Below are 18,394 nucleotides of genomic sequence, written 5' to 3' on the forward strand. Positions count from 1 at the left end.
ATTATGAAATTATCAGAAGTTAAACGTCATTTAGAAAATTTAGAACAACTCGATTTTTATTTACCAAATTCACAAAAAGTAGAAAGTCATTTTCATGTGACAGAAGTTGGACAGGTTTCAAAACACTTTATTGATTGTGGCGGCGTTGTGAGAACTGAGAAAGTAGTAAACTTTCAATTATGGTCAGCAGATGATATTGACCACAGAATTGAGCCAAAGAAATTAATGAATATTATTGAGCTTTCCGAAAAGATTTTACACATTGAAGATTTGGAAGTTGAAGTAGAATACCAAGCAGAAACGATTGGAAAATATGGCTTGGATTTTGAAGACAATCACTTTGTATTAACAACAAAACAAACCGATTGTTTGGCAAAAGATAATTGCGGAATTCCAGTAGGAAAACCTAAGATGAAAATTTCTGAATTGCAAGCGAATGTAGCTGCTTGTTGTACTCCGGAATCTGGTTGTTGTTAAGAAGTTTTAGACATACAAATAATAGTGTCTTTAACTAAAAAATGATCGTTAAGGACACTATTCTTTAGAACTATATGATACAAAACAAATATAAATTATAAATTTTACTGAATTTACTGAATTTACTGAATTTACTGGAGTTGCATTTTCTTAAATAAGTATTTACTAGATTAAAACTGATATTTAAAACCAATTAAGTAATCACCTTTATTAGCACTAAAACCAACTTGCATCTGATTTTTTTGGTATGGTTTTGTAAAAATATAAGTACTACCAATTCCAACTGTAGCGCCTGCTAAAACATCCCAAATGTCGTGCCAGCCATCCGGACCTTCCATTCGGCTAACACCTACTATGGCTGCAAGTACATAAGCCCATTTACCATATTTCCATCCATAACGACGTTGTATAAAGGTAGCACCTGAAAAAGCCGAAGTTGTATGTCCAGATGGAAAAGCATCAAAAAGATTACGACCTTCAGGTCGTTCTTTACGCACTATTCTTTTTAGCGAATGTGTAATTATAAAACCAGTACCATAAGACAATGCAAATTGCTTAGTACCTTGCCAATCTTTTTTAATTATTGTTGTTATTACTGCTGTTAATGGTAAAGCAATTTGTAAAACATCGCCCGTATCTTCTAATACAAATTCCCATTTATCGTGTGTACTAACATTGCCTGTTTCTAAAGTTTGTGAAAAAGAGGTTTGAGAAACTATGAAAATGGACAGTAAAAAAAATAGTAAATGTGTTCTCATCAAAACGGAAGATTAGTTTTATTCATTATCACGAAATTTAGTATTATTAATGTCTTTCCTTTTTTTTTAGTTTTTTGACAAGATACAAACACCAAATTCGATACATTTCTCGTATTACTAAACCTATTTATTTAAATAAACTTAGTTATTCTTAAAACTACAATAATCTTATCCAAAGTCAAAGTCGTTTAAAGAGTTTTTTTTATACTCTGCCAAAAATATACGTTTCGCAAATAAAAAATTAAATTTTGAAATAATACACCTCTACAAAAAAGCACTAAAAAAAGTAACAATCACAATCCATTACACCACTAATTCCATTTTTTCCCAACTAAAAAACCCATATGACAGTCCATTTTATAAAAAAACAATAACTTTGGGGCATATTTTAAGCTATTTATAGAACAAAGTCTTGATAATGGATAAAGAACTAACGATCATCGTTCCTGTATATAATGAGGAAGATAACTTGGAAAGAGTTGAAAAAGAGTTGACTGCGTATGCGAAATCAGCTAAAATTCCTGTCAAAATTTTGTTTGTAAATGATGGCTCCAAAGATAAAAGTCAGGAACTAATTGAAAAAATCTGTGCAAACAGTACTATTTTCAATTTTCTTTCTTTTCAAGAGAATCGTGGTTTGAGTGCCGCAATTAAAGCAGGATTTGACGAAACTACCACAAATTTGGTTGGTTATATTGATTCCGATTTGCAAACGGCACCTTCCGATTTTGATTTACTCCTAGAACATATTGGCGAATACGATTTGGTAACTGGCGTTCGTGCCAACCGAAAAGATTCGTTTGTTAAAAATATGTCTTCAAAAATTGCGAACGGAATTCGTAGAGCATTCACGAGCGACGGAATGGACGATACAGGTTGTCCGCTAAAAATTATCAAAACAGATTTCGCAAAACGAATTCCGATGTTTAAAGGTTTGCACCGTTTTCTTCCTGCAATGATTTTATTGCAAGATGGAAAAATAAAACAAGTTCCTGTGCAACATTTTCCAAGAATTGCTGGCGAAGCAAAATACGGTTTATGGAATCGCTTACTCGGTCCGTTACTAGATTGTTTTGCATACGTTTGGATGAAGAAAAAATACATCAATTATACGATTGCTAAAAAAGGATGATGACTTCTTGGTACATTTTTGCAATTGGCGCACTTGCCCAACTTTTATTTTCGGGTAGAACGTTGCTTCAATGGATCATTTCTGAAAAGAATAAAAAGGTATTAACGCCTGCTTTATTTTGGAAACTAAGTTTAATAGCTTCCTTCCTACTCTTTATTTACGGCTATTTACGAAACGATTTCGCCATTATGCTTGGGCAAGTTTTGACGTATTTTATTTATATCAGAAACATGCAATTGCAAGGCGAATGGAGAAAAATGCATCAATTCATTCGGGTTTTTATTTTGATATTTCCGCTAATCATTATCGCGATTGGATATAATAATAACAAACAAGATGTTGATAATTTACTGAACAGTGAAGCCATTCCCGATTGGTTATTGATTTTGGGCGTCATCGCACAAATAATTTTCACGTTACGTTTTGTGTATCAATGGATATATTCTGAAAAAAACAAAGAATCAAGTTTGCCGTTTGGTTTTTGGATGTTAAGTTTACTCGGTTCAAGTTTAATATTTACGTATGCGATTTTTAGAGAAGATCCAATTTTGATTGCAGGTCATATTTTTGGAATTGTCACGTATATTAGAAACATAATGCTATTAAGAAATCAGTCATGAATTTTATACACGAAAAAAACTACGTTTGGATTTTAGTGATTGTATGTTTTGCCATCTTTTTTATAAATCTTGACGTTTTGTATCCGAATATCATGGAAGCCAGAAACTTCATCACAGCACGTGAAATGGTTTCCGATGGAAATTGGCTTTTGACAACAATGAACGGAGAAGCTCGTTACGAAAAACCGCCTTTACCAACGTGGCTCGCGGCGATTTCAGGTATGATTTTCGGTTTTAAAAGTTTGGCTGGCTTGCGAATTCCTTCTGCAATAATAACGCTAGTTTTAGTGCTTTTCTCCTATCGTTTTGGAGTTTATTTTTTGAAGAATAAAAAACAAGCATTTATCAACAGTTTGCTACTTGCGACTTCGTTTTACATCATTTTTGCAGGACGAAACGGAACTTGGGACATTTTTGCACACGGTTTTATGATTGTTGGAATTTACTATGTTTTTCAATTCTTCTCATCGGAAGAAAAAATATGGAGAAACGCTTTAATAGCAGGAACTTTCATCGGGTTATCCTTCATGAGTAAAGGTCCAGTTTCACATTTTGCGCTGTTTTTACCGTTTATCATTTCGTACAGTATCGTTTATAAATACACGAATTTTAAGAAAAAATGGTTGCCATTACTAGGATTAATCATTGTTACAGGAATTTTATCTTCTTGGTGGGCAATTTATATTTATGAAATGGACACAGAAACCGCAACTGCAATTGCGGAGAAAGAATCAACTGCTTGGCAAGACCGAAACGTACGTCCGTTTTACTATTATTGGAGCTTTTTTGTACAATCGGGAATTTGGACAGTTGTTGCGTTTGTGAGTTTATTATATCCGTATTTAAAATTGAGAGTTTCGAATTTAAAAGCGTATAAATTCAGTTTGTTTTGGACGATTTTTGCGGTGATTTTATTATCAATCATTCCTGAGAAGAAATCACGTTATATATTGCCTGTACTGATTCCATTAGCGTATACAACAAGTTTCCTGATCGAATATATGTTTCGGACGTTTAAAGTGAATAAAAACAAGCTTGAAACGTTTCCTGTGTACTTAAATTTCGGAATTGTGGGCGTTATTGGCGTTGTGTTCCCAATTGTTGGCTATATTTTCTTGAAAGATAACTTATCAGGGTTTTACACTCGATTCATTATCACATCTTTGGTATTCGTTCCAATTGGATTTTTCATCTTAAAATATCTATTCAAAAAAGAAATTCAACGTTCATTTTACCTCATCATTCTATTTGTAATGTCGATTATAGTACTTGGTTTTCCTTTGGCAAATGCATTATTAGACAATCCAAACTACAATTCACTTCAAGATATATCGCGCAAAGCGGAAGTAGAAAAAATTCCTGTGTACATGTTTAATATTCAATCGCCCGAATTGGTGTGGGATTATGGTGGAAAGATTCCGCTTGTTCACAGTCACGATTTAGAAATTCCGAAAGAAGAAACATTTAAAGTTTTGGTAATGATTGATGGCAAAAAAGGACTCGAAAAAGCATTTCCTAATTATACAATTACCTATCAAGAAACCTTTGATTTGAATCCGATTGATGAAACAAAAGGTGGTTATAAAGACCGATTGCGAACGGAAATGTATTTGGTTGAAAAAAATTAATTGAAAGATTAAAGGATTGAAGAATTAAAAGACTCAAGTATTTGAGAATATTTGGAGTTTTAAAGCACTTTTCGATAGTTCTACTGAGTTTATCGAAGTACTAATTTTTCGTCTATCTTGATAGCTTCGCTAGGTATTTACTATCAAAATATATTTTGATCTCAATAATACTCGAAGTGACGCTAGTGAACATCTTCAAATTAGCGTATTAACCAATTGACATACATTCAAAACTATTTCAAATTTACATAATTTTTTAGTTACTCAAAATAATGCTTTAGTCAAAATTCACTTTGAAGGCAGCTAAATACGCTTCTAAAACTACCAAAATAAAGAGAAAATTCTTCACAAAAATGTACACTAAAGGGTAACAAAACAAGTATTTTTTATCTTAATCATAGATTATGCATTAAACCGTAAAAAATGTTACCATGAGATTTATTGAAAAAATAGAAGTACTAAAAAGAGTTGATCAACTCATACGAATAAAAGCCACTGGTTCCGCACGTGATTTGGCTGTAAAGTTAGGGATAGGTAAATCTACTGTATATGAAATTATTGAAATCCTTAAAAATATGGGAGCAGAAATAAAATATTGTAATTACAGAAAAAGTTTTTATTATATCTCTGATAAAATTTTGGCTATTGGATACATAAAAGCAAGCCAAGTTAGAAGAATTTGATCTTCTAAAAATAATTTTTAATATCTGACTTTTTCGGACAATTATAGGCTTATTTTGATATGAATCAAATATGACGCTGCAGATTTATAATTTGATCAGAGTGTTCTCTAGTTGCAATAATGTTACATTAATCAAAAAATATATTTTTTTTCTAATTCACCAACGGTGATTCAATTGAAAAAATGAGGAACGTATCATATTGTAAAATAGAGGTTTAAAAAAAGTTAAATCCTTAAAGAAAAAAAGATGAAAAACAAATTGTTTAAAAAAAACGTAATTGAAAAAAGTGAAGCAAACGAAATCCTTGGAGGTTACATTTATGATACCATTGGAGAAAGAGCAACTGCAACTTACAGACTCTTTTATGGAGTAGTACATGACAGAGAGCCATATACAGACAGAGAAAGTAGTTCAGCACCAACACAAAGTCAAGAACCTTCTTCGGCTGAAACTGCACAATAATTATAGTAGTAATAGACAGCGAGAGAGAGCATTTATGCTTTCTCTTCTGTTTTATAGAGTATAACATTTAGTTGAAAGTATTTTTTATTTGTAATCAAGTATGATTTTAATATTAAGCAGAGATGAACTTGAGGATACGACAAATCGAGTTATAGATTGGTTAGATTATTTTGGAGCCAATTACGTGCGATTAAACGGGGCCGAATTTAATCAAGAAGTTGTTATTGAAGATGGTAAAATGGTATTGGACTCCATAGATTTAGATCGTGTCAATATCATTTGGAATCGTCGTTGGATTTCAAAACTACCTATTGACGAAACAAAAGAAGCTCATTTAGATGCAATCGGAGCAAAAAATGCATATCATTTATTAAGTTCACTTCTTGATGAAACACACGCATTGAAAGCTTGTTTTAATCGTTTATTAGCCTCTAAAAAATGGACCACAAAGCCGTACATGGTCACCGCAAATAAATTACAAAATCTAACACTTGCAACCCAATGTGGTTTGCAAACACCTAAGTATATAATTACAACGAAGAAAAAGATTGTATCAAGATTTTTAAAAAATCATCACAGAGTTATTTGCAAACCCATAGCCGAAGTTCCCACTTTTTCAGCTCAGACAAATGAAAATACAACGGAATCTTTAATTATCTATACTTCTAGCTATGAAGCTGATCAACTTATTGAGGAACTTCCTGAGTCTTTTAAAATGTCTATGTTTCAACAGGAAATTGATAAAGAGTATGAAATACGAGTATTTTACTTAAATGGTGCTTGTTATTCAATGGCAATATTTTCTCAACAAGATCCACAAACTAGCGTAGATTTTAGAAACTACAATAGAAAGCGTCCTAACAGAAACGTACCTTTTAAACTACCTTTAGAGATAGAAGATGCAATCATTGAATTTTGTAAAAAAGGAGGATATACTATAGGATCTATTGATTTGATTAAATCCAAAGACGGAGGATATTATTTCTTGGAAATCAATCCAGTGGGTCAATTTGGAATGGTTTCTTATCCATGCAATTATAATTTAGAGAAAAAACTAGCAAAATATTTAATAGATGAAGATCAATTCATTAGCGAAAGGAACCTTAAAGAACTCGTTTGATGAGTTACATGAGGATTTACCCATTTTTTTTAAGAAAATAAAAGTAAACGAGTATCAAAATGATATAAATGGACAAGGTGTAAGTCTGTTTGATGAATTCTCAGTTTACAATTCCAAACTATCAAGTTGTCGACATAGTCCAAAACCAATATCAAAATTACATACAAAATGATTGATCAATCTTTATACGTTAATTTATTTGCTGGTTGTATACCCGTACAAGGTGCAAAGAATGTTATTATTTGTGATCTTCAAAGAGGAGTATATTTTGAAATTGACATTATTTTGCATGAAATTCTCATAAATCATGCTGAGAAAAACATAAAAGAGATTATATCGAACTTTGGGATCGTTCACGAACAGGATATACTAGATCAACTTACGCAACTTTTACAAAATGATTTGATCCATCTAACGAACGAAAAAGAGTTATTTCCTAAATTGGATACAAAGTGGCAAACACCTTCTGCGATTACCAATATGATTATTGAATATGGTAATTATTTCAAAAAAAGAGAAACAGAAATTATTCAAGATCTTATTACTTTAGGAGTACAATATTTAGAGCTGAGATTTTATTCAGAATGTAGTATGGATGAAGTTTCTTATGTTTTAAACTGTTTACGTAAAACTAAAATAGCTGGAATATATTTAATACTTCCCGATTTACCTGTTATCAATGTAGAGGAATTTCTAGTAAAAAATCCCAGAATCATGGGAATACTCCTAACGGATGCCCAAGACCCTAAACGATTTGAATCTCAACAAAAAATAGCGTTTTCAGCAAATAAAATCTGTAACAACCAAAACTGCGGTACAATCTGCAAAGAATTGTTTAGAACAAACTATGAAGTCTATATGGAGAGCCAGGAATTTAATTCTTGTCTCAACAAAAAATTAGCCATTCTTGAAAATGGAAACATAAAGAATTGCCCATCCATGCCAGAAGTATTAGGTCATATTGATTCCTCCAGATTAACCGAGGTATTAAAAAAACCTGAGGCTACTAAATACTGGAATATTACGAAAGATCAAATAGACGTTTGTAAAGAGTGTGAATTTAGATATATATGTACTGATTGTAGAGCTTATGTAGAAAATCCTAAAGACATGCTGAGTAAACCCCTAAAATGTGGCTACAATCCTTATACAGGAGAATGGAGTGACTGGACTTTAAACCCTTTAAAACAAAAAGCTATAGATTTTTATGATATGCGAAAAACAGTACAGAAGTAAACTAATGAATCACAGGATTCCTGAGTTAATGACAGCACATTATGAAAATAAAAGATATTAATCATTTATAAAAGTGTAATATAAATCGAAAAAAGGTCAACTCTATTTAGAGAAGTATAATTTTTTAGGCAAAATAAAAAACTCAGTTATAGAAGTTTATTTAGAGTTTTAAAGCACTTCTCGATAGTGCTGCTGAGTTTATCGAAGTACAAAATTCTTCCAGATAGCTTCGCTAGGTATTTACTATCAAAATATATTTTGATCTCAATAATACTCGAAGTGACGTTAATAATTAACGATTAACGATTGTTGATTTCAGATTTTTGAATTAACACATCTTCAAATTAGAACATTTTCAAATTGACGAATTGACGAATTATCAAATCTTCAAATTAACACATCTTCAAATTAATTTAAAGCTTCCGAAACCATTCCAATTGCTCCGCAACACCTTCTTCCAATGTGACAGTCGGATTGTAGTTTAGGAGTTTCCGAGCTTTATCAATGTTTGCTTTTGTTCGTTGTTGATCGCCTGAGCGTGGCGGTAATTGCTTAAATTTTATCGTAGTGTTTAGTAGTTTTTCAACAGCATCAACGCCTTCTTGTGTTGTATATTCGGCTTCTGTTCCAATATTGAAAATTTCGCTATTGCAAACAGCTTCTTTCCCAATAACACTTGTTATTCCTTTTACAATATCACTTACATGTGTAAAGCTTCGCAAATGCAGTAAACTTCCTTCGAATAAAGGAAATGTTTTATTGTTCAATCCGCAATCTAAAAGTTTTGTAAAAAGCTTGTCTGGACGTTCTCGCGAACCGTACACAGAGTATAATCGCAAAGAGCACGATTTGAGTTTATTCAACCTTGAGTTGCATAAAACTAATTGTTCGGCTGCCAATTTCGTAACTCCGTAATGCGAAGCAGGTTTTGGTGTCACTGTTTCGGCAAACGTAGCATTTAAGCCATAAATAGACGAAGTTCCAATATTGACAAATAATTGTAAAGTAGTTAATTTTAACGCGTACGAAAGTAGGTTTTGTGTTCCAATTACGTTATTTGTTAAGTAATCTTCAAAGGTAGAAGTTGCGGCAATTCCGGGTTGTGCTGCAAAGTGAAAAATGTATGCAACATCTTTTGGCAATTTGCCAATAACAGCAACATCGCGTAAATCTGCTTCCAAAATTTCAATTCCTTTTGATTTGAGAACCGCAGCATTTTTATTTTTTAATTCGACCGAATAATAATCTGAAAAATTATCTATTCCAACGACGTCGTGACCTAAACTTTGTAAATGTTCTGCAACATGCGATCCTATAAAACCTGCAATTCCCGTGATGAGTATCTTCATTGATATACTTCGTAATGTGTTTGTCGCATAAAAGTATACATAATTTATGAAATGCTTTTGCTATTTTTAAATTCTATGCTCTTTTGATAAAAATCACCAAAGGCTTTCCTGTGACAGAAAGCCTTTTTTATATGCATAATCAACGCAAAAATTGTGATACAGTTATTCAGTTGGTCTGAGGTTTGTATCTATTATACATATAGTTTCAATGAGTATTAATGGTTTGTGGATTATTGTTTAATGAGTTTTGCGCTATACGACGTTATTCCATTTGAAACTTTCACAAAATACATACCCGTAGTCAGTCTGCTAAGATTCAATACTGTTTTTTGAACTTGTGTATTTAATGTAAGTTGTTGAACTCCTTGCATATTATAGATCGCTATTTGATAGTTTGTGTCTTCTTCAAAATCTTTAATGAATAATACTGTTGCATTTTTCGTCGGATTTGGATAGAATGCGATTGCGTTTTCATCAAGTTTACTATCACGTCTATCATTTTGTGCTACTTGCACAGGTGTTAATACTATTGGCTTCGAAGTTGCAGTACGCGTTCTTTTACAAGGCACAATTTCTGCAAAGTAATTTCCACCTGGTTGTACTGTAAACCCTGGATTTAACATGATTTCAGTTCCTGCGCGCATTTCTACATCCGCGTTGTTCGTTACTGTTACAGTATATACTGGCGCGACATTGATTGTACTGATGACTTGGTAATCTAACAATCCAATTCCTGGCAATAAAGTATTATCTATAACTAAATCCGGTTCATATACACAACATGGTTTTGGTGTGATGATTCCTGAAGTGTTACAATTAATATTATTTACTAATGCTGGATGATTTCCTGCTTTTTCTACAACAGACGTTTTGGTTTCTGTTCCGCAATCATTTGTATACGTAACTTTTAGTAAATAGGAAGCATTAGCTACCAAACTGCCAGTATTGTTTCGTCCATCCCAAAAAATAGGATCTACAATACCGTTCGGACAGCTTACACTATAATTCCATATTGGTTGTCCAAGCATGGTAAATATTTCCGTTGTAACAGAAGCTACATTATTGAGGTTTGTAATTTTTAATGGAACTGTCGTTGATACAAATCCATTATGATGTGGAAATACTTCGCCACTTGTTCTGCTACAATCTGGAAATATGCACGATTTTGCAAGTTTAAAGTCATCCAAAAGTATGTACGAACCATCACATAGACTGGCAGATTCTGTTTCAATCACAATCCAATCATAACTATCGGAAGGCGCTACAAATTCTATGGTAATTGGATACCATTCTCCTGTCGGATAATTTACAATATCAATTGGTTTATTGAGAACTTGTAGCGTATTTGACATACTTTCTTTGTTGTAATATTTACTTGGATCGCATCTATTATCAAACTGATTTGCGCCTAAAGAATATTCCATATCATTTTTTCTCAAGTAGACATTTAAGTCTAATCCTGTAGACCAATCGCGTGATGCGTTATTTATAGAACGAATATAAAATCGTAAGGTATAGGTTTCTCCTTCTTCAAATTTATTGGCATTAAAGAATTTTTGCTGCACGAGTTCGCCAGGTGCCATTCCCATGTAACCAAGTCCTGAATATGGCATCACTACTGAGCCATCTTCATCATAAGCTCTTAGTTTATTGGTTCCACTATGTGTATTAACCATAAACCAATCAGGAGAATGCAAAAGAAATTGGCTTTTTACAGGTAATTCTCCAGGTGCTGTTATAATTTTTGTTACGGTACGCATGTCACTTTCCCAAACAGAAAGTCCTTCTTGATTTCCAAAATTAGTGGTATTCCATCCGCCTGAATACGTATACGCTTTCGGCGAATAATCATCCACCAAACCTTTATAAAAAGGTGTTGGATTGTATGTAGGCTGATCCGCGACTGCGTTGTGGACCAAATTATCTTGTCCAAAAGACGTCCATCCAAAAAACAAGAATAATGCTAGTATTATGTTACTCTTGTTTTTCATTATTTCTTACTTTTTAATTCATTAACTTCCTTTTTCAATTGAATTACATATAATGTAAGTTCTTCTATTTTTTCTAATAGTTTCGCGTCCATTTCACCCAAATTCAATCCTTCTTTTTCAATTTCTGTAGCCGAAGGAACGTTTGGCAAATGACCGTTAGTATTAATAAACGCTTCAACTTCTTCTAATGGTTTTAAGTTGTAATCGCTTTTAAAAACATAATCTGCCCAAATACCAGCAGCCAATTCTACTTTTACTTTTTCGGTACGAATTCCTTTTTTTACAAATAATTTATATTCGTCACAATCTGTACAAGGATCAAAATCAAACCAATCACCAATCAATGTTTTTCCTGCAGCAATCCAAAGGTTATCATTCTTTGAACTTACAATACTTAAAATATTATCATAACCGCCTGCAAAGTTACTGAACGCTCTTATACGCCAATTTTCGCTTCCGTCACTGTGTTTAAAAGAGATTCCTCCAAACGTGTTTGGTACTTCCGATTGAATTCTAATTTCTTGCTTGTCGCCCAATCTAATATCTAAACGTGCTTGCGGGTCGTCAGTTGCAATACCAACTTTTGCTCCAATAATATTATCTTTTGTTGCCATGAATACTGGTCGTTGGTAGTCAAATCCAATTAAGAAAGAATAATTTTTAGTGTTAACTGTATTTCTTCCAATTGCAAAAGAAAAAGCACCACTAGCTTTATTACTATGTCCAAAGGCAAATGAAAAACTTCCGCTAGTTCTGTTGCTATGACCTATTGCAAACGAGTTTAAAGCATCTACATAATTGTTAACTCCAAAAGCACCAGATTGTGTGCTTTGTACTGCATTTGACATTCCTAAAGCAAACGAAAAACTATTATTCACTGTATTTCTGTGTCCAGCAATAAAAGACGATCTTTTGGTACTTAAGTTCATGTTATTTTGAGTTCCTACAACTGTAGAGGTTTCTCCAGCTACCGTATTTCCTCCGCCCAATGCTGAAGATGTAGGATTCACTGTATTTGTTGTCCAATTTACTTGAGCATTACTATTAGTTGTTAAAAATAGTCCGAATGCTAGGACTAAAAAAGATAGTTTATTTTTCATGATTTTTCAATTAGTTGTAATCCCTACTCTGTTTTAAAGGTTTTCAGGTTTCCCTCAATAGATCTATATATCTATATGGGAAGTTTTGAGAGATTCATTACCCAATTAAAAATGAAAAAGGTGAATTTTTATAAAAAATTTATACACAAGCTGTTTATTTACAAGTGTTTAGCTTACGCTAGAGTTTTCTTTCGGTAATAGAAAAATAGCAACAAGAATACTACAATTGTGATTCCTACCACGATATACGCATAATTTTGCACTGGTTGAAGCGTCACAGAATTTGTACTTCCTGTCAGCGTGAAAGCTGCCCAATAATACGGAATGCTTTGCGCGCGATCATGGTTTTGCAGATATGCCTTTTTAGCCAATTGCAATGCTTTAGATTTGGATGTTCCTTTTTCGATTTCGGTGTAAAATTCCTGTAAAATTTCGTTTCCAGCTTGTTCGTTTACATTCCATTGTGAAGCCAACACGCTTTGTGTTCCGTTATAGAAAAATCCTCTTGACAAGTTTATTAATCCTTCGCCAGAAAGATGCACGCCATCGTTTGTTTTACACGCGTCTAAGATCACTAAATCTGCCTGATTTTCCAATCCGAAAAGTTCACTGAGCGACATTTTTTCGTCGTAAAAAGCAATCCAAGGTGTTTGTGTTTTCGCATCTAAACCTGCATGTGTATTGAGATGAATAATTTCAAAATCGTTTCGATACTTTAAAAAATTCTCTTTGGAAGCTTCTTTTTTCGTTAATAGTACTGACGAATCATATTTTGATAAAAACTCCAATACTTTTTCCGTTCCTGTTAGTGTTGGTAACGCTGAGTTCTTAAATTCATACGGCGCAATTGCTAATAATTTTTGCGTTGGCGAATTTTGTTTTTGCTTTATTTGTTCGAACAAAGAAAACGATTGTAAATACGAAGTTTCTACATTATTCACTAAATACACTTCCGAAAGTTCTCCACTTTGTTGCGTTGGCAATAATTCAAACGGAATGTATTGCAATGTTTCATCGGCAATAATGGTTAGTTTTTTATTTTTTAAACGTTCCGAAGCATTTTCAAACGGAAATAATTGTTCAAAAACTGCATAACCAACTTCCTGATATGCTGTTAATTCGGCAGAATTCATGGTGCGTTTTGTCATGAAAGTCTGCAACGTTTTCAATTGCTCATGAAAAGTAGAAATATTTGAAATTTTAAAAAAGATAGGTTTCTCTGTATCATAGTAAATTCCGTAACCGCCAGTTTCATGCAAAATGTATTCTACAAATGCGGTTTCTTTCGCTTCAAATTCAGCTATAACACTATGTAATGAAGTAATTCCAACTTTCTGTTTTGTTTTAATATATTCAGGATGTACATGTTTCATGGAATCCATAAACATTTGATATTCTTTGTTTTTAGCGCTATAGGTTTCTTTCCATTCGTCGTTTTCAACATGTTGCTGAAATTCTTCTTGCAAGGTCAATACATCATAATGCAATTTGTATTCGCGTTCTAGCGATTCAGCCGAAATATTGTATGCTAATTTGGTTTGTAATGTCTTTATATTTTCTTGCAATACTAATGCTTTATTTTTTTCCATAAAGTAGAACGCATTCGCAGTATCATCAAGCAAATAACAAATTTCAACGGCTAACATATACGTATTCACTCCTTTTTCAATCCAAAATAATTTAGAAGCCTCTGTATCGGCTTCATAGCGAATTAAAGACACTAATTGGTCAATAAGTGTGACCGTTTTTTTAGCTTTTATAAGATACGATTTGTCGTTTTCTTGTTTGAATGCTTGCATGTAATGATCTGCCAAATCAATTAAATAGATTAAGACATCTTGCTCATAATCAGACTTTTTTATTTCTGCTAAAGTTGGTAATTGAAATGCTGATAATTTATTTTCTCGTTCCAGAATAACAGAAATTGCCTTTTCAAAATAGGGTAATTTTTCTTTAGTGATAGAGGTGTTTTTGTAATAACCCAAATCATCATAGGCAGTTGCAATCTGTTCTTTATCAGAAGATTTATGAATCACTTCTTCGAAACTCTTATCAGCAGCTTTATAATTTTTAAGCTTTGCTTGAATGATTCCAATATTTGTAATTACGTCCAATTCATTTAACAAATCTTCACTTTTAGTAAAATAATCTTTCGCCAATGTATAGTAAGTCAATGCTTCTTGCAAATCGCCAAACGCATCGTAAATAATTGCCAAACTGTTATGTAAAATCGCTAATGACTTACCTTTCAACCTAAATTTCTCTGAATTTACAATGATGGTTTTGTAGTGTTTTTTGACAATTTCTAAATCTGATCGCGATTCTTCAACCACAATGGTATTGCTATATATTTGTGCATAATTAATAATAACTGCTGAAGACAGTTGACTTTCAAACTCAGTATTTTTGCAGAGTTCAGTATTTGCCAATCCGTTGTTTAAATACTCCAGTGCTTTATATAAATCACCATTTGTCCGTTCTATTTGAGCTAAAGATCGATACGAATTTAAGGTATATTTATCTGCGCCACCATCTTGAATTATTGTTAGGAAAACTTTGTAACGTTCAACTTCTTTTTTTTGTTTTCTGTAAATAGAAGCAAGCTTATATCTACTTTTATTTAAAGATGTTACATCACTTAATTTGCTTTTTACTTCAATCGCTTTTGTACTATAAGAAAATGCTTCTTCATAGTCTTTCAGTGTATAATAGCAACGACTGAGTTCATGAAAAAGCATTCCTTTAATTGCTGAAGTTTTTGCAACCGTTGTATCTTTCAATACTGCTTCAAATAGCTGTATTTTATGTTCAGTATCTTTTAAGTTTGCGATACTATCTATTCGTAACGCTAACGACTGTTGCGCATATGCGGACAATCCTATGAATAGTAAGAGGAAAACAATAATTCTTCGCAAGAAAATCATTTTTCTTTAAAAGTAAAGAATTATTTTTTAATCAAACGGAATCACCAATTTGCTATGCAATATATTTCGATATACATATCCGTCCGCCACATCAGAATATACATAAGTAAAAGATGGAGTTACCAATGTTGCATCGGAAGCTAATTGTGCTTTTCTAGCTGTTGGAGACATTGCGCCAGTTACATAAAGCAAACGCGCAACCTCTATAGTCACTCGTGGTGCTGCAAAAGAAGTTCCTTGTACAAAGACATCATAAAAAGGAATTTCTTCGCCTTGGGCAAAAAAATCGACACTTGTTATTCCGTGATTAGAAAATTGAGATATTTTTGAAAGCGCGCCATTGGAAGAAGCTACCGCAATTACATTGTCATGTGTATATGAAGATGGAAAATGTGCCACTTCATCATTATCGTTTTCAGCATTTCCTGCAGATGTAACCAATACTTTGCTACTAAACGTATCTAATATGTTTGAAAATATAGAATTCACATGATCGCCAAAACCATCATCATACCAACCTAAACTCATATGCACAATATCTGCGCGTTCAAAAGCATATTGCGAACCACATAAAAAGTTGAAATAACTAGCTTTTCCTAAATTATTGGACACTTTTATTGGTAATATTTGATGCGGAATACCTTTGTCCGTTAACACATCATGAATTTGATAAGATACAATACTTCCATGTTTTCCTGTATCGTCATCAAACGCATTTGCGTCATTGTTTACAAAATCCCAACCAGACAATTCGCCACCAACAGCAGTATCTGAAGCATCGTACAAAAATTCATGCGGTCCACCAGTTCCGTTAAAAACTGTCAAACCCGTAGCTATGCCAGTATCTAAAACTGCAATCGTAATTCCTGGATTCAGTGCTTTTATGTATGATGTATATCCTGTGTCACTATCGGTTCCAATGTATGGGCTGTCTAAATCCAATCCGAAAATAAATTCGTAATCAACATCTAGCAATCCTGTAGTGCTTTCTTCATCAATATCATCTTCAATAACCTGTTTTTTAGGTTCTACATTGATTCCTCCTTTAAATTGCCACTTTTCAATGTCTTGATCGTCGCAACGGCATATTTCATAGATACCAAAACCTTGTTGGGGCGCTGAATTGCTTCCATTAATCCCATGACTGATTCTAATACTCGATTTCTCAGAATTAGTGGTGCCAGGTTTATACTGAACAATTAGAGTAGTATTGGAATAAACAAGTCGATTAGCATTTGTTGGATTGTTATTTTTTGGACTGACTCCATTTTCTTTCTCTTGTATACTAAAATCATCTGTTGTACAGGACCAAACTAGCAATACGAATACAAATGCAATAAGTTTTTGTATATTTCTCATAATATTTAATTTTTGCGTTTATATATAGGGGTAAAAACACAGAAAACATTACCCAATATTTTTAATCATATTTAGATTTATGGAAGATAGTGAAAGATTTATTAATGCACTTATCACTGGAGATGAAAAGATTACGAAAGAAGTTTACACCAAATTATTTCCAAAAATAAGATCATTTGTCTGCAAAAACAGAGGTGATTCGCAAGATGCTTCCGATGTTTTTCATGATGGATTGATGTATATTATCGTAACTCAAAAAGAAAAAAGAACCGAAATAAAATCATTGGAAGCCTATTTATTTGTGGTTTGTAAAAATATTTGGAAAAAAACTTTAAAAAATCAGGTAATAAAAACGGATACGCATACCCTTGTAGATAAAGAGGAAGAATTAAGCACGTTTATGGTTGAACAAGAATTGTTTGATTTTTATATTGAAAAGTTTGATTTGCTCTCTGGTAATTGTAAAGAAATCTTGAGTAGTTATTTTAACGGTTTAAGTTACGAAGAGATTTTGACCGAATACGCATATGCTTCTATTAACACAGTTCGTCAACGTGTTTTTAAATGCAGAACGAAACTAATAAAATTAATAAAAGAAGATAAACTGTTCCTAAAATTAAAAAAATGGCAATAGAACTCACAGAACAACTTCTGGCGCAAATAGATGCGTATCTACAAGGAAAGTTAACGCTCATAGAAAGTGAAGCTTTTGAAAAACGATTGCAACAAGAACCTGATTTACAGGAAGAAGTGCGTTTGCAACAACAATTATTTGATACGCTTGGCGCGGAAAAATGGCATTCCATTCAACGTACTAAAAATAAAGAACGTTTAGCGGAACTGAAATCGAAATTGAGAAGTAAGGAATATCAAGAATTGTCTGAAAATATTAGAAATGCTGAAACAGTATATTTTAATGAGCAATCTTCTTCAAAATCATTCAAAAAATACTATCGTTATTTCGCTATTGCGGGAATGATTGTATTATTCTGCGGAATTTACTTTTCGCAATTAAATACATCTTATAGTTCGTATTATGAGTCGAATGTAGATTGGTCAACCTTAACTTCTTTCGCTGAAAAAGGAGAATTAAATACGTTTTCTAAAGGAGAATTAGCATTTAAAAAAGAAGATTACAAAACTGCTGCAGAACAATTTTCTATGGTAGAAACTTCTTATGAATTATATGCACATAGCTTACTACGTCTTGGCGCTTCGTATGATAAACTAGATGAAAATGACAAAGCAATTGCAGCTTTTCAGAAGTTAGCAAGTGTTGATGATTCGTATGAAGCTTCCAAAGGATATTGGTATGAAGCGTTACTTCATTTAAAAAATGATGATAAAGAGAAAGCGATTATTGCTTTGAAAAAAAGTGCAGAATTGAAAGATAATTTTAAGTATAGAGAAGCGAAAGTGTTGTTAAGGAAATTGGAGTAATAACTGATTTTATTTTTTGTAATTGTATCAAAGTAAATATTTAGTTTTTAACAATAATACTTACTAGGTAAAATATTTTCAGCTTTTAATTTTCATTTTCTTTGTTTGCCCAAAG

At 32.7% G+C, this 18,394-nt stretch carries 16 protein-coding genes; 10 read left to right on the plus strand and 6 right to left on the minus strand.

Annotated elements, in window-relative coordinates:
* The first annotated feature begins 3 nt into the window (after positions 1 to 3).
* The gene (locus IMCC3317_RS06020) at positions 4 to 477 is read left to right on the plus strand and encodes a DUF6428 family protein (RefSeq protein WP_160128604.1); all 474 of its coding nucleotides are present in this window, start codon (positions 4 to 6) and stop codon (positions 475 to 477) included.
* Positions 478 to 647: 170 nt separating this feature from the next.
* Here the strand turns inward: IMCC3317_RS06020 and IMCC3317_RS06025 are convergent, their stop codons facing one another.
* Positions 648 to 1,235 (minus strand): phosphatase PAP2 family protein, encoded by a 588-nt coding sequence (locus IMCC3317_RS06025; RefSeq protein WP_160128605.1) that lies wholly within the window; start codon positions 1,233 to 1,235, stop codon positions 648 to 650.
* A gap of 418 nt (positions 1,236 to 1,653) precedes the next feature.
* Between IMCC3317_RS06025 and IMCC3317_RS06030 the strand changes: the two genes are divergently transcribed.
* The 7 genes from IMCC3317_RS06030 to gwsS all read left to right on the plus strand — a co-directional run bounded on the left by IMCC3317_RS06030 (position 1,654) and on the right by gwsS (position 8,116).
* A complete protein-coding gene (locus tag IMCC3317_RS06030; protein ID WP_160128606.1) occupies positions 1,654 to 2,367 on the plus strand; it encodes a glycosyltransferase family 2 protein in 714 nt (237 codons plus the stop codon).
* A complete protein-coding gene (locus IMCC3317_RS06035) occupies positions 2,367 to 2,987 on the plus strand; it encodes a lipid-A-disaccharide synthase N-terminal domain-containing protein (protein WP_160128607.1) in 621 nt (206 codons plus the stop codon). Before IMCC3317_RS06030 ends, IMCC3317_RS06035 begins: the two co-directional genes overlap by 1 nt.
* The gene (locus IMCC3317_RS06040; RefSeq protein WP_160128608.1) at positions 2,984 to 4,615 is read left to right on the plus strand and encodes an ArnT family glycosyltransferase; all 1,632 of its coding nucleotides are present in this window, start codon (positions 2,984 to 2,986) and stop codon (positions 4,613 to 4,615) included. Before IMCC3317_RS06035 ends, IMCC3317_RS06040 begins: the two co-directional genes overlap by 4 nt.
* 431 nt (positions 4,616 to 5,046) lie before the next feature.
* Positions 5,047 to 5,298, plus strand: coding sequence for a hypothetical protein (locus tag IMCC3317_RS06045; RefSeq protein WP_160128609.1), 252 nt, complete (start codon positions 5,047 to 5,049; stop codon positions 5,296 to 5,298).
* 246 nt (positions 5,299 to 5,544) lie between these two features.
* Positions 5,545 to 5,760, plus strand: coding sequence for a hypothetical protein (locus tag IMCC3317_RS06050; protein ID WP_160128610.1), 216 nt, complete (start codon positions 5,545 to 5,547; stop codon positions 5,758 to 5,760).
* A gap of 100 nt (positions 5,761 to 5,860) precedes the next feature.
* Entirely contained in the window at positions 5,861 to 6,880 is a 1,020-nt protein-coding gene (gwsG, locus tag IMCC3317_RS06055; protein WP_160128611.1) for a grasp-with-spasm system ATP-grasp peptide maturase, read from the plus strand.
* Positions 6,881 to 7,048: 168 nt separating this feature from the next.
* Positions 7,049 to 8,116, plus strand: a complete 1,068-nt coding sequence (gwsS, locus tag IMCC3317_RS06060; RefSeq protein WP_160128612.1) for a grasp-with-spasm system SPASM domain peptide maturase — start codon at positions 7,049 to 7,051, stop codon at positions 8,114 to 8,116.
* A 413-nt stretch (positions 8,117 to 8,529) separates the two neighbouring features.
* Here gwsS and IMCC3317_RS06065 read toward each other — a convergent pair whose 3' ends face one another.
* From IMCC3317_RS06065 to IMCC3317_RS06085, 5 genes are all read right to left on the minus strand, one after another.
* Positions 8,530 to 9,465 (minus strand): NAD-dependent epimerase/dehydratase family protein, encoded by a 936-nt coding sequence (locus IMCC3317_RS06065; RefSeq protein ID WP_160128613.1) that lies wholly within the window; start codon positions 9,463 to 9,465, stop codon positions 8,530 to 8,532.
* A gap of 230 nt (positions 9,466 to 9,695) precedes the next feature.
* Positions 9,696 to 11,456 carry a T9SS type A sorting domain-containing protein gene (locus IMCC3317_RS06070; protein WP_160128614.1) on the minus strand — a complete coding sequence of 587 codons (1,761 nt, stop codon included), beginning with the start codon at positions 11,454 to 11,456 and terminating at the stop codon, positions 9,696 to 9,698.
* On the minus strand, positions 11,456 to 12,556 hold the full coding sequence (locus IMCC3317_RS06075) for a hypothetical protein (protein ID WP_160128615.1): 1,101 nt from the start codon (positions 12,554 to 12,556) through the stop codon (positions 11,456 to 11,458). Before IMCC3317_RS06075 ends, IMCC3317_RS06070 begins: the two co-directional genes overlap by 1 nt.
* 173 nt (positions 12,557 to 12,729) lie before the next feature.
* Positions 12,730 to 15,471 carry a CHAT domain-containing protein gene (locus IMCC3317_RS06080; RefSeq protein ID WP_160128616.1) on the minus strand — a complete coding sequence of 914 codons (2,742 nt, stop codon included), beginning with the start codon at positions 15,469 to 15,471 and terminating at the stop codon, positions 12,730 to 12,732.
* Positions 15,472 to 15,507: 36 nt separating this feature from the next.
* The gene (locus tag IMCC3317_RS06085; protein ID WP_160128617.1) at positions 15,508 to 16,839 is read right to left on the minus strand and encodes a S8 family peptidase; all 1,332 of its coding nucleotides are present in this window, start codon (positions 16,837 to 16,839) and stop codon (positions 15,508 to 15,510) included.
* 79 nt (positions 16,840 to 16,918) lie between these two features.
* Between IMCC3317_RS06085 and IMCC3317_RS06090 the strand changes: the two genes are divergently transcribed.
* Together IMCC3317_RS06090 and IMCC3317_RS06095 are read left to right on the plus strand one after the other, a co-directional pair.
* A complete protein-coding gene (locus IMCC3317_RS06090) occupies positions 16,919 to 17,473 on the plus strand; it encodes an RNA polymerase sigma factor (protein ID WP_160128618.1) in 555 nt (184 codons plus the stop codon).
* Entirely contained in the window at positions 17,464 to 18,279 is an 816-nt protein-coding gene (locus IMCC3317_RS06095; RefSeq protein WP_160128619.1) for a tetratricopeptide repeat protein, read from the plus strand. The genes IMCC3317_RS06090 and IMCC3317_RS06095 overlap by 10 nt, the downstream gene beginning before the upstream one ends.
* Positions 18,280 to 18,394 lie beyond the last annotated feature (115 nt).

Origin of the sequence: Kordia antarctica (assembly GCF_009901525.1) — a bacterium.
In the GTDB taxonomy this organism is placed as follows: domain Bacteria; phylum Bacteroidota; class Bacteroidia; order Flavobacteriales; family Flavobacteriaceae; genus Kordia; species Kordia antarctica.

Excerpts from the sequence above, each read along its gene's own strand:
- IMCC3317_RS06020 (WP_160128604.1), top strand. The coding sequence starts at position 4 with ATGAAATTATCAGAAGTTAAACGTCATTTAGAAAATTTAGAACAACTC.
- IMCC3317_RS06025 (WP_160128605.1), bottom strand. The coding sequence starts at position 1,235 with ATGAGAACACATTTACTATTTTTTTTACTGTCCATTTTCATAGTTTCT.
- IMCC3317_RS06030 (WP_160128606.1), top strand. The coding sequence starts at position 1,654 with ATGGATAAAGAACTAACGATCATCGTTCCTGTATATAATGAGGAAGAT.
- IMCC3317_RS06035 (WP_160128607.1), top strand. The coding sequence starts at position 2,367 with ATGACTTCTTGGTACATTTTTGCAATTGGCGCACTTGCCCAACTTTTA.
- IMCC3317_RS06040 (WP_160128608.1), top strand. The coding sequence starts at position 2,984 with ATGAATTTTATACACGAAAAAAACTACGTTTGGATTTTAGTGATTGTA.
- IMCC3317_RS06045 (WP_160128609.1), top strand. The coding sequence starts at position 5,047 with ATGAGATTTATTGAAAAAATAGAAGTACTAAAAAGAGTTGATCAACTC.
- IMCC3317_RS06050 (WP_160128610.1), top strand. The coding sequence starts at position 5,545 with ATGAAAAACAAATTGTTTAAAAAAAACGTAATTGAAAAAAGTGAAGCA.
- gwsG (WP_160128611.1), top strand. The coding sequence starts at position 5,861 with ATGATTTTAATATTAAGCAGAGATGAACTTGAGGATACGACAAATCGA.
- gwsS (WP_160128612.1), top strand. The coding sequence starts at position 7,049 with ATGATTGATCAATCTTTATACGTTAATTTATTTGCTGGTTGTATACCC.
- IMCC3317_RS06065 (WP_160128613.1), bottom strand. The coding sequence starts at position 9,465 with ATGAAGATACTCATCACGGGAATTGCAGGTTTTATAGGATCGCATGTT.
- IMCC3317_RS06070 (WP_160128614.1), bottom strand. The coding sequence starts at position 11,456 with ATGAAAAACAAGAGTAACATAATACTAGCATTATTCTTGTTTTTTGGA.
- IMCC3317_RS06075 (WP_160128615.1), bottom strand. The coding sequence starts at position 12,556 with ATGAAAAATAAACTATCTTTTTTAGTCCTAGCATTCGGACTATTTTTA.
- IMCC3317_RS06085 (WP_160128617.1), bottom strand. The coding sequence starts at position 16,839 with ATGAGAAATATACAAAAACTTATTGCATTTGTATTCGTATTGCTAGTT.
- IMCC3317_RS06090 (WP_160128618.1), top strand. The coding sequence starts at position 16,919 with ATGGAAGATAGTGAAAGATTTATTAATGCACTTATCACTGGAGATGAA.
- IMCC3317_RS06095 (WP_160128619.1), top strand. The coding sequence starts at position 17,464 with ATGGCAATAGAACTCACAGAACAACTTCTGGCGCAAATAGATGCGTAT.